This window comes from Pseudomonas sp. S2_A02, assembly GCF_054668495.1.
This window is the reverse complement of sequence record NZ_CP162776.1, coordinates 347,085-361,512: the sequence shown is the minus strand read 5'-3', so window position 1 is coordinate 361,512 and position 14,428 is coordinate 347,085. Positions and strand designations below refer to the sequence as shown.

Genomic DNA, 14,428 nt, shown 5'->3' with positions numbered 1-14,428 from the left:
CGAAGCTTCCCTTTTTTATTTAGCATTTAAAACTTGTAATGTGCCCCCATATTGACACCGAAGTCCTTGGTGACACTGTCACCTTTACTGGTATCCAGTTCAGCATGGAGTTGCCAGCGATCATTAAATGTCCAGGAGGCACCTGCCCCCACTTCGAACCGGCTACCGGACAAGTCATTGTTGAACTTGTTATCGTTGACTCGCACTTCGTTGTTTTTCACAAACTCATGAACAGCGGCTGCACGAATATGCGGTTGCAGGACGCTGCCATTGGACAGTGTCATACCGCGCCCCAGCGTCACGCCCACCTTGCCAAGCATGGAACGCGTCGTATCGGCGTCAGCCTTCAATCCGTTATCCAGACTAAAGTCCTTTCCTTGCACCGAAGCAGCCTGCCACTGCGTAAACACTTCTGCGTAATAGCCATCCTTGATATCAATATGCTTACCAAACTCGACCGATGCACTGGCACCCAGATTGTTGTAGTTGCCCTCGGTTCTAGTGCCATCGCTCATGGTCACCTTGGCATCGTTACGGAAATGATTGAGCTTGGCCACGGTATCCAGGTAGTAACCGCTATCACCCAACCAGGTGCCGTATACACCGAGGGAGGTACTGTCAATTTCACCGGAGCTGCCGCGACTCAAGTCGAGGTTCGACTTGCTATAACCGGCAAACACACCCAGCAACACACGCTCGCCTGCGATCTGTACCGGGGTATCAACCCCCATGGAAAGACCATATTGGTTCTGACTGTAACCATCACCGTAAGCGTTATTGCTGATGCTGTATCGATTACCGTAAGAGCGAACCCACCCGCCCGTCTGCCCACCGTTAACCCGCAAGTCGCCCATGCGATTGTTCAACGAAGCCATTTCGCCATAGATCACCGTGGGCGCGGTGCCGAATATCGCCAATACCGAGCGGGTCGGTGTGCTGATGACTTCTTTATCGGGTTGCAGGTACCAGTCATCACCTTCTTTGACCAGACGATAAGTGAAGGCCCCTACATCGACACGATTGTTGATAAGGCCGTATTGAGCACTCCCAGCGACGCTCTGCACCACCTTGATCGACGAATCATTGACGGGATCGAGGCCAGTGCTGGACACCAGTAATTGATGATTGCCGGCAGCGCTGCCGGTGACGTTCAACAGATCGCTGATGCCCTTATTGAAATCAGTGCCCATCTCGAACGTACCATTGCCTGCCAGATTGGCCACATTCAACTGGAAGTATTCCTGATTTCCCCCTAACCGTACCCTTCCTCCGTTGTTTAGCGTGAGGTTGTTCACCGACTGGCTGTCGGTCATCTGCCATAGCGCCTGATTGTTGATCGAGAAGTTGGCTACATTGTTCACCTGACCGGTCAGGCTGGCACCGTTGTCTAATACCAATCCGGAAACACTGTTCGCAGCGGCCGAAACATTACCCGTCATCACGCTCCGGTTGTTGATCACTACATTGGCGACATCTTGCAAGTTGCCGGTGAACGTGGACGCGTTGTCGATCACTACACTTGAGGCTCCCAGCACATTGCCGGTCATCCGCGCCTGATTGTTGAGGGTTGCGCTGGTGACGTTTTGCAAGTCACCGGTCAACGAAGCGTTGTTTTGCAGCGTGACGTTGGCCGAACTGCCTGAAGCCACCACGACATTGCCAGTCAAGTTACTGTTATCAACGCGTAAATTGGCCGAGGCGCCAGGGCCGACTTCAAGCAGCGTATTGTTACCGCCGACCAGTGTCGATCCATTACGTACCTCGATGTTGGCCACGGTCGGAAAGTTCGGAGCATTGATGCCGACAACGATGGCCGAACCGGTTTGGCCTTCTACGCGGGTGTTGTCCAGCACGATAGACGAAGGAATTACCGTTGATGCCAATGTGTCGGTACCCACAGTCAAGCCATTGAGGCCACCCGTGATCGTACTGCCACTGGCAGACAGCGAGCCCTCGAGCAGGCGAATCCCGAAACTGCTGGCGCCTGTACCTTCGACGGTGGAATTCTGAATGTTCAGCTCACTGAAACGATTGCCCGCGATCCCCCCTTGCAAACCTCGAACAACACTGTTGTTGCGCAGGGTCACCTGAGAGCCGCCGATGCTTGAGACGCCTCGTACGGCTGATATGCCAATCCCTGAGACACTGGTGACCGTTGAACCACTCAGCGTAGCGGTAGCATTCGTCAGGAAAATGCCTTGGGAAAAACCGCCCTCTCCCGCAGAGGTGACTGTCGAGTTGGTCAGATCAATCAACCCACCGGCTGAACTGGTGATACCGAGTGTGATGGCACCCGAGCCGGTTAATATGGCATTGGTTTCAAGTTGCCAGTTTTCCAGTGGTGTACTGGAATCGATGGGCTGACTGGTGCCCGCCGGGACGGTGGCAGCCTGGGTCAGCGATGAATTCAACAGCAGGGGCATGAACGACAATACCCAGATGCTGATCGAAGTTTTATGAAAGGGGAATACTGGCTTTAATGACATAGATGAGTCCTACCCGATTACATTCCGTCAGGAATGAGTCTCCGACTCAAGACAATGCGCGAGCCAGACTATTGAACGGCCGCCAGACTACGGTTTACCCATCCCGCTATATGTAGGATAAATCTGCATGCATGTACGAATTATCCCTTTTCTTTGTACGAGGCTCCGTATCTGAACGTATAGAACTTCGCTTCCACTGATGAAGACGACAAATTCTGTCGCCGTCATCAGTAGGAAGATTTACTTGAAGTACCTGATTAAGGCGTTGGTTCTGGACGCTCCTGCTCGCAATACACCAGACTGGAGTTCAAGAGCGCCACAGGAACGGTGACCTGTGACTCGATACCGTTGACCTTATAAGCAATACGCGCATATCGGGTGGCAGGTCGTAGCCCAGGGACAGTGCTCGGCAACTGAATTTCTCTGATTTTTGTGTAATCCGTCAGTCTGAACTCCAGAACGCCCGTCGCTGGCATAGGTGCCGAAGCGGTGATGAGTGTATTGGGGATGGGAGCGGCACCCACGGCGTTGCTTACCCGCCCTTCGAACTCCAGATCCACCATGGCACCAGTCGGGATATTGGCGTCGCGCAGGATTCTGATCCGCAGGTTGCGCGCCTGATAAGGCGGCATGGGCCCATTCGTCGTAACCGGGTGGTTGAGGCTCGGACAGTTGATACTGGTAACGACTCGCTCCGGCACCAACGTACCCGTCGCGGTGCGGAAGGCTGAAACTACAACTTGTGGTGCAGGCAAGTTGATCACAATGGCCGTCACGTCAACCTTTGTCGTAATCAGCTGCTTCATTACGTTGGCGCTGCCAGGGTACTCGACTGTTATGTAAGCCTCTCTGGGATTGCCACCTGCAACAGTGCCGTTCCCCTCAGCCCGAATCGTGTCCCAAGGCAATGTGGTAGTGACCGTTGTATCGCCTACCCGCACCGGTACGGGATCGCCAACCTGTTTGCCCTGATAATAGAACTTGACGATCTCACGTCCCGTTACAGGTCGATTGGCATCAACCCAGACAGGCCAATTCATGGTTGCCGCAACACCTGCTTGCGCCGGCCCTAGTGTATTGGGAGCTGGTGCTGGCGTGCCTGCACCCTGTACCACTACCGGCGGAATGTTGGGGTTCTCCAGTTCCGGCAGGTTAGGTTGTTCCGGTCCGGCATATGCAAAGTCGACTACACCGAATACAGACCGTGAAACCGGATTGGGCGTAATGGTGGGGCGACTCAATTCATACCAATACTCGAACTCCACTTCGTCGGCGCCGTTAGCGTCACCAAATACGTCGGCCAAGGTCGCGTAATCCAGTTCGAAGGTCAGTGGGCCGGGTGTGCCGGCTGGCGGAATCGGTTTTTCAGGCAAGGCAATTGGCGCGCCACCCACGATTGAATCGGAGGTGATGTACGGGATGATTCGGTCACCCGGAAGCGAGTTAAGTGGAAAATCGATTTGCATGATGGCTCGGGTCGGTGCAGGTTCCACCGTCGAGAAGGTAATGGGTATACGGCCAATGGTTCCGGTTACCGGAATTCTTGGAATGTCGAGTTCCGGCGCCGGTGTTTTGACCCTTTTGAACAGAGTGGTAATGTTAGCGTTGTTGCTGATATTCCCCGGTAGATCAGTGAGGTTGTAGGAGTAAAAGTACGTTCCTTCATTCAAGGCAGTCAGGAAAGCAAGTGGAATATTGATAACCCCGCCTGCGGGCAACGGGCCGCTGAAGGCAACGGTCTCAGCCTGCATCAATGGAAAGGTCGTTTGAGTGGAAATATAGAACGCAGCCTGATCTTGGCCTGCTTCAAACTTTGTATAAGCAGTGGGAATGGTCAGGTTCAGCCCCGCGGCATTGGCGGGGTCGTTCAACCAGGTATCGTCGATGACTGCGGGAACAGTACCTCCCAGGGTCAGCAGAGTCGGCCTTGTGCCCGTACCATTAGGCCCGCCTGGTTGCCGTTGGTAGGGCGCGGTCAAATCAACCAAGGCTTGGGCGAATGGACCGGAAGTATCGCTGTTATCGAAGGCGTCATAAATGATGAATGCACACTCGTAAGGTGTGTATTCACCGCTCGCATCAAATTTTTCGACAAACTTGTCGGCGGGCACATCGAACTCGATCGGAAAAGTCCAGTCGCCTCCTGTCTGATCAACCTTGAGCTTCGTCCCAACCACATAAGTTGGATCGAACTCAACAGGAATTACACCCTTTGGGAAGACGTGAAGTTCTACTTTTGCGCCCCCTTCAGGGCTTTTGTCATCAATATCCGCCAACTGCACCTTTACGATTCGGTCTTCTCTGAGTTGCTTATAAGTGAGCCTGTCATCTGCCAACTTGCCGACGATTGTTGGAGGCAAAGCAAGAATACCACCAATTTTAACTTGCATATTCATTTTCATAGACTCCATCGATGAGTTCATCATTGAATTATCAACGTTATTGCCCGATGGAGAACCGCGCGACGGCAAACTGCATGCTCCTGGCATTGACGTTTTGTAACTTTCGATACATTGAAACGGTAAAGCATCCGCAACAGCTGAATCCAACCCTCCTCGCTAACCTGGACCACAAGAAATACTTTCACCTGGAATGCCCCGATCAATTTTCACCAAACCTTGCGGTGACTTTCCTAGTGCAATGCCACTTCGATAAAGCGTATACCGGGCCAATGCCGATGCATTTTTTTCCATTGGCTTTATGTGTTGCTCGTATTTATCGCTCTCCAGTTTGAAATCGAACCCGAGCTCGGAACTGGCTTCATCGTGCGTCAATTTTTTAGTGAGTCGCAGCGCGGTATTCGGAATCGGACCGATGCCATTCAGGCTAGCGAAGCCTTCCCACTCCAAAACACATTCATCATTCTCGGCAAACCGCCCCGGCTGTGCGGGCACACGCACTAACACCGTCTCCCACAATTTCGGTTGCGAGCTGCAATTGAGATAGCCCCACAGGGTGGCGCTGGGGAATGTCGGCTCCACCAGATTGACCGGGATCGCGCGCCTGACGATGAAATGTTGCGGCAATGAACTATCGGGGTTACCGGTATCTCCGGCCGTTACCCGATAGGTCAGAATAATCTCTCCATTGAGTTGCAGGTATTGCGCTGGCAAATGGATGGAAGCCGGAAACACCACTGGCACAGGAAAACGGCTGCTGTAAAAAAGTGTCTCGGCAGTTGCGCCCGGCTCGAGAATCCACATTTCCAGTAAATCAAAATTGCCCAGGATGATCGAAGGCGCAGGCCAAGGGGGGAGGCGCAGTGTCACGCCTTTCAGGTACGCGTCCGACGGAAGCACAGTATCGGCACCGACACCATCAATGCTTAATGGCGCGGCGAATATTCCGATGGGTATTGTTGCGCTCATCCGCTGTTCTCCAGATGCAGTGAAAACCCTTTGCTCCCGGGGGAAATTAAACGCAGTAATCGCGCTTTCGCCTACTGTCAGATCTGACAGGTTTAATGACCGTTGGTCGGAATGCTTCGACCTAATCATCTGGTTCAGACCTCTTCAGTTGACGAGCCGATGGATTATGCGGTTATCTGAAACCGGTTTCAGGCCCTGAACAATTTCAATAAAAAGGCTGTCCATCCGTGAACGACTTCTCCGCCGCCCAACGCAGCCGCGTCACCATGCTCGACGTCGCCGAACACGCCGGTGTCTCCAAGGCCAGCGTCTCGCGCTTCATCGGCGATGACCGCGCCCTGCTCTCCGATGCCATTGCCCTGCGCATCGAGCGGGCGATCAGCGAGTTGGGCTATCGCCCCAACCAAATGGCCCGCGGTCTGAAACGTGGGCGCACGCGCCTGATCGGCATGCTGGTGGCCGATATCCGTAACCCTTATTCGATTGCCGTGATGCACGGGGTGGAAACCGCTTGCCGTCAGCACGGCTACAGCCTGGTGGTGTGCAATACCGATCGCGATGACGAGCAGGAGCGCCAGCACCTGGCGCTGCTGCGCTCGTACAACATTGAAGGTTTGATCGTTAATACCCTTGGCCATCACCGCGATGAGCTGCGCGAATTGCATCGGGAAATGCCGATGGTGCTGGTGGATCGAAAGGTCGATCAGCTCGAGAGCGATCTGGTGGGGCTGGATAATCCGGCCGCTGTCGAGATGGCCGTTGCCCACCTTGAAGAACGTGGTTATCGCGATGTGCTGATGGTGACCGAACCTTATGACGGCACCAGTTCGCGGATCGAGCGGGTCAGCAGTTTCAAGGCGCAGATCGAGCGGCGTCCGGCGCTCTCGGGCGCGGTGGTTGAAACTGGCGGCGATCTGACCGGCCGTTTGAAAATCTTTCTGCAAACTCCTGGCTCTGGCCCGAAAGCGCTGTTTTGCGCCAACGGCATCGCCGCACTGGCCAGCACCCATTCGTTGCGAGAGTTGAAGTGCAACCTGTTTGAGGATGTCGGGCTGATCGCTCTGGATGATCTGGATTGGTATCCGTTGGTGGGGAGCGGGATTACCGCCCTCGCCCAGCCGACGGCGGAGATTGGCGCGAGGGCGTTTGAATGTTTGCTCAAGCGACTGCGTGGGGATGACGGGCCGGTGCGGACGTTGGATTTTTCGGCGCGGTTGATTGTTCGAGGGTCGACCCTTGGAAATTTCCGGTGAGTGTTCTGGCCTGCTCGCGATGAGGCCTTGAAGACACCACATAACTCACATCAATATTTTTTTGACCAAAAATGAAACCGGTTTCAGAGGTGCATAACAATGAACAAGCCACCCGTTTCCATCAGTTTGTCCAGCTACGGCGCAAACCTTGTTCGCCAACGCGGCCAAGGCAGTTTTGTCGAGGTGCTGGCCGCTGCCGGTGCCACGCACATCGAATGGCGCGAAGAGCTGCTGACTCTCGAAGACCCCGCGCAACTGGCTGACGCCACGAAATCCCGGGGTCTCGAAAGTGTGTATTCCTCACCGATGGAGTTGTGGCCGGCCGGGCAGTCGACACCCAATCCTGAACTGGCCCCGACCCTGAAGCGCGCCGAGGCATTCGGCGCCAAATGGCTGAAAGTCTCCCTGGGTTATTTCACCGACAACAATGATCTGCAAACACTGGCGCTGCAGTTGCAACAGAGCCCGGTGCAGCTGTTGGTGGAAAACGACCAGACCTTGCACGGCGGTCGCATCGAACCGTTCCAGCGCTTCTTCGCCGACGTCGAGCAACACCACCTGCCGATCAAAATGACGTTCGATATCGGCAACTGGCAATGGCAGGACCAATCCGCCGCCAGCGCCGCGCGGTTGCTCGGTCGGCATGTCGGTTACGTGCATTGCAAAGCGGTGGCGCGCCGGGCCGACGGCAAACTGGTGGCAATGCCTCCGGCCGCCGGCGATCTGCATCTGTGGGGGCAACTGTTGCAACACATGCCACAGGGCGTGATGCGCGCGGCGGAGTATCCGCTGCAAGGCGATGACCTGGTGCAATTGACCACCGAACATGTCGCCACCCTCGCCTGCCTTGGTCAATCCCGCCTGGAGCCTGCTCATGTCTGAGATCGATATTCTGTCATTCGGTGAAACCATGGCGATGTTCGTCGCCGAGCAGAACGGTGAGCTGGCCGACGTGGGCCATTTCCACAAGCGCATTGCCGGGGCTGACAGCAATGTTGCCATCGGTCTATCGCGGTTGGGTTTTAACGTCGCCTGGCTGAGCCGGGTGGGCGCTGACTCGCTCGGTAAGTTCGTCCTCGATACGCTGGAGAAAGAAGGCCTGGACTGTAGCCACGTTGACATCGACCCGGCGCACCCCACCGGATTTCAGCTCAAGTCCCGCGCCGATGATGGCAGCGATCCGGTGGTCGAGTATTTCCGTCGTGGCTCGGCGGCCAGTCATTTGTCGGTGCAGCCCTTTGCGCCGCAACTGCTCAGAGCCCAGCATTTGCACGCCACCGGAATTCCCCCGGCGCTATCGGCATCGGCCCGGGCAATGTCTTTCGAACTGATGACCCAGCTGCGCGATGCCGGGCGCAGTGTGTCGTTCGACCCCAACCTGCGCCCGAGCCTGTGGGCCAGCGAGCAACAGATGATCACTGAGATCAACCGCCTCGCCGCCCTCGCCCACTGGGTGCTGCCGGGTTTGAGCGAAGGACGGTTGCTGACCGGTTTCGAAGACCCCGCCGATATCGCGGCGTTTTACCTCGACCAGGGCGCTGAAATTGTGGCGATCAAGCTCGGGCCGCACGGCGCGTATTACCGAACCCGACTGGATGAAGGTTTCGTTGCTGGCGTGCCGGTGGAGACGGTGGTCGATACGGTCGGTGCCGGTGACGGGTTTGCCGTCGGCCTGATCAGCGCCCTGCTGGAAAACTACAGCGTTGCCGAAGCGGTGCAGCGCGCCAACTGGATCGGGAGCCGCGCGGTGCAGAGCCGTGGGGATATGGAGGGGTTGCCCAACAGGCTCGAAATGTCCGCTGAGTTTGAGGCCGCCATCGCGGGCAAGCCCGCTCCCACAGGGATTCGCGAAAATCCTGTGGGAGCGGGCTTGCCCGCGATGAGGCCCGCATAGCCACTGAAGATTTAAAACCGTTACCTGCTGCGACAAAAACAACAAGCTCAGGAGCATCACTATGAAAACCGCAACACTGGCCACCCGCCGCTGGTGGTACATCATGCCCATCGTATTTATTACCTACAGCCTGGCGTATCTGGATCGCGCCAACTATGGGTTCGCCGCCGCCTCCGGCATGGCCAAGGACCTGATGATCACCCCCGGGCTGTCGTCCCTGCTCGGCGCGCTGTTCTTCCTCGGTTATTTCTTCTTCCAGATCCCCGGCGCGATTTACGCCCAGAAGCACAGCGTGAAAAAACTGATTTTCGTCAGCCTGATCCTTTGGGGCGGCCTGGCGACCTTGACCGGGATCGTCTCCAACGCGTACTGGCTGGTGGTTATTCGCTTCATGCTCGGCGTGGTCGAAGCCGCCGTCATGCCGGCGATGCTGGTGTACCTGTGCCACTGGTTCACCCGTGCCGAACGCTCGCGCGCCAATACTTTCCTGATCCTCGGCAACCCGGTGACCATGCTCTGGATGTCGGTGGTCTCGGGCTACCTGATCCAGCATTTCAGCTGGCGCTGGATGTTCATCATCGAAGGACTGCCGGCGGTGCTGTGGGCATTTATCTGGTGGCGTCTGGCCGATGACCGCCCGGCTCAGGCCAAGTGGCTGAGCGACCAGGAAAAGCAGGACCTGGAAAGCGCCCTGGCCGCCGAACAGGTCGGCATCAAAGCGGTGAAAAACTACGCCGAAGCCTTCCGCTCGCCGAAGGTGATCATCCTCGCCTTGCAGTTCTTCTGCTGGAGCATCGGCGTCTACGGTTTCGTGTTGTGGCTGCCGTCGATCCTCAAGGCCGGCGCGCAGATGGACATGATCGAAGCCGGTTGGCTGTCGGCGTTGCCGTACCTGGCCGCAGTGATCGGCATGCTGCTGGTGTCCTGGGGCTCGGACAAACTGCAGAAGCGCAAACGCTTCGTCTGGCCGCCGCTGCTGATCGCCTCGATTGCGTTCTATGGCTCCTACGCTTTGGGCGCGGAACATTTCTGGTGGTCCTACACGCTGCTGGTGATTGCCGGCGCCTGCATGTACGCCCCGTACGGGCCATTTTTCGCCATCGTCCCGGAGATCCTCCCGGCCAACGTCGCCGGTGGCGCCATGGCGTTGATCAACAGCATGGGCGCACTCGGTTCGTTTGGCGGCTCCTATCTGGTGGGTTACCTGAACAGCTCCACCGGATCGCCCGGAGCGTCTTATTTGCTGATGAGCGGCGCCTTGCTGCTGTCGGTGGTGCTGACGATTTTCCTCAAGCCCGGTGCCAGTGACCGGGTCGCTGTGCCCCGGCCAGTGGCGGTTCATTCTTGAATTGATGTAGAGATGATGACGATGAAAAAGCAGGTTGTGCTGTACAAGAAACTCTCGCCGCTGCTGATGGCTCGCTTGCATGAGCAGACCGAGGTGACGCTGATCGACAGCCTCGATGCCGAGGGTCTGGCAAAGCTGCGCCAGGCCCTGCCCCGCGCCCAAGGGTTGCTCGGCGCCAGCCTGAAACTGGACGCCGGGTTACTGGATCTGGCGCCGAACCTGGAAGCCATTGCCAGCGTGTCCGTCGGTGTCGACAACTACGACATCGATTACCTGACCGAGCGGCGGATCCTGCTCAGCAATACCCCCGATGTGTTGACCGAGACCACCGCCGACACCGGTTTCGCGCTGATTCTGGCCACCGCCCGGCGCGTGGTGGAACTGGCCAACATGGTTCGCGCCGGCCAGTGGAACCGCAACATTGGCCCGGCGCATTTTGGCAGCGATGTGCACGGCAAAAAGCTGGGCATCATTGGCATGGGGCGGATCGGTGAGGCATTGGCGCAACGTGGGCATTTCGGTTTTGGCATGCCGGTTCTGTATCACAGCCATTCGCCGAAACCGGCGGTGGAGCAACGATTCAACGCGCAATACCGCACCTTGCCGCAGTTGTTGCAGGAAGCCGATTTCGTTTGCCTGACGTTGCCGCTGACGGCTGAAACCGAAGGGTTGATTGGCGCTGAACAGTTCGCCCTGATGCGTCCCGAGACGATCTTCATCAACATTTCCCGCGGCAAGGTAGTGGACGAAGCAGCGCTGATCGAGGCGTTGCAGCAGAAGCGGATTCGCGCGGCGGGGCTGGATGTGTTCGAGCGTGAGCCGCTGGGGTATGACTCGCCGTTGTTGCAGTTGAACAACGTGGTGGCGACGCCGCACATTGGGTCGGCGACGCATGAGACACGGGAGGCGATGGCCCGGTGTGCGGTGGAGAATTTGTTGGCGGCTTTAGCCGGTGAGCGGCCGGCGAATCTGGTGAATGCCGGGGCGTGGCGGGTTTAAGAAATTTAGCGTTTGTCAGGCAGCCATCGCGGGCAAGCCCGCTCCCACAGGGATCTGTGGTGTTCACAAAATCCTGTGGGAGCGGGCTTGCCCGCGATGGGGTCAGCCCAACAACACAAATCTCTCAGGCCCGCCGCACCTGCAGCAGCTCGGCCGCACACGACGCAATCCGCTGGCACGCATCCGCCAGCCGCACCTGATCCACCACCAGGCCAATGCGAATATGCCCCGCAGCGCTCGGCCCGAAGGCTTCGCCGGCCAGCACCGACACGCCATACACTTCAAGCAGCCGCTCGGCAAAATCTTGAGCGCCAAGCCCGGTCTGGCGCACATCGACCATCACGAACATCCCGCCATCAGGTTTGATCGGGCGGATGCCTGCGCAACCGCTTAACCTCGCGCACACCAGATCGCGACGCTGGCGATATTCCTCGCGCATCAGCGCCACTTCCGGCAAATCTCTATCGAGCGCCACTTGCGCGGCTTTCTGGACGAAATCCGGAAGGCCGAACAGCATGCACAACGACAGATGCATCAAGTGTTCGGCCAACGGTTTCGGGCCGATCATCCAACCCACCCGCCAGCCGCTCATGGCATGGGATTTGGACAAACTGTTGAGGGTCGCGGTGCGCTCGGCCATGCCCGGCAGACTGGCCGGGCTGATGTGCTCGCCCTCATACAACAGATCGCTGTAGACCTCGTCGCTGATCAGCCAGAGGTCATGCCTCACACACAGCGCCGCCAGCGCCTTCCAGCTTTTTAACGACAGGCTGGCACCGGAGGGATTGTTCGGGCTGTTGAGCAGGATGACGCGGGTTTTCGGGGTAATCAGCGCCGCGACATCGGCCGGTTCAACCCGAAAGCCGTTCTCCGGACACACCGCCACCGGCACCACGCTGGCACCACAGGCGCCGAACACACCTTCATAGGTCACGTACATCGGTTCGGCGACGATCACTTCATCGCCCGGATCGAGCAGGCATTGGGCTACCGAATACACCGCGCACTGCGCACCGGGCAGCACGATCACATGGTCGGCATCCACTTCCTGGCCGCTGCGTCGCTGATGACGGCTGGCGATGCTGCTGCGCAGTGTGCGGGTGCCGCGTACATCCGAATAGTGGGTGTCGCCGGCCAACAGGCTGTCGATGGCGGCGTGAATAATCGGCAGAGGCGTGTCGAAATCCGGATCGCCGATCGACAGCAACAACACGTCGACGCCTTGTTCGCGCAATTCCAGCGCTCGATCGTGAATCTTCCAGGCTGCCGCTCCGTCGCCAGCGATTCGTTGGGTCAAGGCTGAATAGCGCATGTACTTCTCCTAACGCGCGAGGTCCAGTTTCAACCCTATCTCAAATCACGAAACGCGCCACCATCGCGTTCAAATCAACCGCCAATCGCGACAATTCGTGGGTGGCGGCACTGGTCTGGTTGGCACCGGCGGCGGACTGAGTGGCCAGGTCGCGAATGTTCACCAGATTGCGGTCGACCTCACGAGACACCTGAGCCTGCTCTTCCGAGGCGCTGGCGATCACCAGGTTGCGTTCGTTGATCAGCTGAATCGATTGAGTGATCTGCTCCAGGGCGACACCCGCGGCGCGGGCCATTTCCAGGGTGCTTTGGGTGCGCTGATTGCTTTGCTGCATTGACGAGACCGCTTCGCCGGTGCCGTTCTGGATGCCGGCGACCATCTTCTCGATTTCCTGGGTCGACTGCGCGGTGCGATGGGCCAGTGCCCGGACCTCGTCCGCCACCACCGCAAAGCCTCGCCCGGCTTCCCCGGCACGGGCCGCTTCAATCGCGGCGTTGAGGGCCAGCAGGTTGGTCTGTTCGGCAATGGCACGAATCACGTCCAGCACTTTGCCAATGTCGCGGCCCTGAGCCGCCAGGCCCTCGATCATCAACGCGGTGTTTTGCACGTCGTGGGTCATGGTCTGGATCGCGTCGACAGTTTCCACCACCCGGTCACGACCTTCGCGGGCCGCTTGGGTCGACTGGTTAGAAGCTTCGGAGGTCGATACCGCGTTGCGCGCTACTTCTTCCACGGCGGCAGTCATTTCGTTGACGGCGGTGGCCGCCTGTTCGATTTCGTTGTTTTGCTGTTGCAGGCCGCGGGACGCTTCTTGCGTCACGGTGCTGAGTTCTTCCGCGGCGGCGCCCAGTTGTGTTGCGGAGCCGGCGATTTGTTCGATGGTTTTGCGCAGGTTGGTCTGCATGGCGGACAAGGCGCCGAGTAAACGCGCGGGTTCGTCGTTACCGTCGACTTCGATAACCTTGCTCAGGTTGCCACCAGCAATGGTTTCGGCCGCGAGCACCGCACGGTTCAGCGGCGTGAGGATGCTGCGGGTCAGCAGCCAGGCCAGCAGCACGGTCAGCAACGAAGCCATCACCGCCACCGTCACGATGCCGATAAAGGCCTCGTTGTAATGCTCGCCTGCTTTGGCCGACGCAGCTTTGGCATCGGCGGTGTTGAGCGCCACCAGTTTGTTCAGTTGCTCACCCATCTGATCGGTGCCTTCCTTGATCCGCGTGTTGATCAGGGTGCGCATCTCATCCAGTTTGTTCTGCCGCGACAGCTCCAGCATCTGGCTCTGAGCCTGCATGTAGTTGTCGAGGGTTGTCGCGAAGGTTTTGTACAGCGCGGCTTCTTCAGGACCGGCCGGCAAGACGGCATAGCTTGTTTGGGAAGTGCGCACCTTGTCGACGAGCACGCCGATACGGGTCTGGGCTTCCTGCAACGCCGCCGGATCACGGTTGACCAGTACGCGGAACGAGAGAATCCGCAGCCGCAGGACGTTTTCCGTCACGTTACCCAGAAACCCGATGCTGGGTAACTGCGTCATTTCCATATCGACAGAGGCCTGGCGAATGATCGACATGCGGTTCACGGCAAACACACCCAGCACGATCACCAGCAAGGCAATGAAGGCGAAACCCAGGAAAGCTCGAGGCGCGATTTTCAGATTACGCAGTGACATAGGATGATCTCGGTAATTGAGGCGGCGAGCATCCATGCGGTGATCACTGTTCGGGCGGGCGATGGCGCGCACCTTTCAGCTTGGCGCCACTGTTGTAGTTGG

The 14,428-nt window shown here is 57.7% G+C and carries 10 protein-coding genes; 5 read left to right on the top strand and 5 right to left on the bottom strand.

Going from position 1 to position 14,428, the window contains the following annotated elements:
- Positions 1–26: 26 nt before the first annotated feature.
- The 3 genes from AB4O41_RS01475 to AB4O41_RS01465 all read right to left on the bottom strand — a co-directional run bounded on the left by AB4O41_RS01475 (position 27) and on the right by AB4O41_RS01465 (position 5,854).
- Positions 27–2,486, bottom strand: a complete 2,460-nt coding sequence (locus AB4O41_RS01475) for an autotransporter outer membrane beta-barrel domain-containing protein (protein ID WP_460145889.1) — start codon at positions 2,484–2,486, stop codon at positions 27–29.
- 257 nt (positions 2,487–2,743) lie between these two features.
- Positions 2,744–4,882 carry a hypothetical protein gene (locus AB4O41_RS01470; protein ID WP_460145888.1) on the bottom strand — a complete coding sequence of 713 codons (2,139 nt, stop codon included), beginning with the start codon at positions 4,880–4,882 and terminating at the stop codon, positions 2,744–2,746.
- A gap of 162 nt (positions 4,883–5,044) precedes the next feature.
- Positions 5,045–5,854: a hypothetical protein gene (locus AB4O41_RS01465; RefSeq protein ID WP_460145887.1), complete on the bottom strand. Its 810-nt coding sequence runs from the start codon at positions 5,852–5,854 to the stop codon at positions 5,045–5,047.
- A 227-nt stretch (positions 5,855–6,081) separates the two neighbouring features.
- Here AB4O41_RS01465 and AB4O41_RS01460 point away from each other — a divergent pair, with 227 nt between their 5' ends.
- The 5 genes from AB4O41_RS01460 (at position 6,082) to AB4O41_RS01440 (ending at position 11,348) form a co-directional block, all read left to right on the top strand.
- The gene (locus tag AB4O41_RS01460; protein WP_460145886.1) at positions 6,082–7,107 is read left to right on the top strand and encodes a LacI family DNA-binding transcriptional regulator; all 1,026 of its coding nucleotides are present in this window, start codon (positions 6,082–6,084) and stop codon (positions 7,105–7,107) included.
- 99 nt (positions 7,108–7,206) lie between these two features.
- The gene (locus AB4O41_RS01455) at positions 7,207–7,989 is read left to right on the top strand and encodes a sugar phosphate isomerase/epimerase family protein (RefSeq protein WP_460145885.1); all 783 of its coding nucleotides are present in this window, start codon (positions 7,207–7,209) and stop codon (positions 7,987–7,989) included.
- Positions 7,982–9,001, top strand: coding sequence for a sugar kinase (locus AB4O41_RS01450; protein ID WP_460145884.1), 1,020 nt, complete (start codon positions 7,982–7,984; stop codon positions 8,999–9,001). The genes AB4O41_RS01455 and AB4O41_RS01450 overlap by 8 nt, the downstream gene beginning before the upstream one ends.
- Before the next feature lie 61 nt (positions 9,002–9,062).
- Positions 9,063–10,349, top strand: coding sequence for an MFS transporter (locus AB4O41_RS01445; protein ID WP_460145883.1), 1,287 nt, complete (start codon positions 9,063–9,065; stop codon positions 10,347–10,349).
- Positions 10,350–10,370: 21 nt separating this feature from the next.
- On the top strand, positions 10,371–11,348 hold the full coding sequence (locus AB4O41_RS01440) for an NAD(P)-dependent oxidoreductase (RefSeq protein WP_460145882.1): 978 nt from the start codon (positions 10,371–10,373) through the stop codon (positions 11,346–11,348).
- A 124-nt stretch (positions 11,349–11,472) separates the two neighbouring features.
- Here the strand turns inward: AB4O41_RS01440 and AB4O41_RS01435 are convergent, their stop codons facing one another.
- Both AB4O41_RS01435 and AB4O41_RS01430 read right to left on the bottom strand, forming a co-directional pair.
- Positions 11,473–12,660, bottom strand: coding sequence for a pyridoxal phosphate-dependent aminotransferase (locus tag AB4O41_RS01435; RefSeq protein WP_460145881.1), 1,188 nt, complete (start codon positions 12,658–12,660; stop codon positions 11,473–11,475).
- A 40-nt stretch (positions 12,661–12,700) separates the two neighbouring features.
- Entirely contained in the window at positions 12,701–14,326 is a 1,626-nt protein-coding gene (locus AB4O41_RS01430; protein WP_460145880.1) for a methyl-accepting chemotaxis protein, read from the bottom strand.
- Between the last annotated feature and the right edge of the window lie 102 nt (positions 14,327–14,428).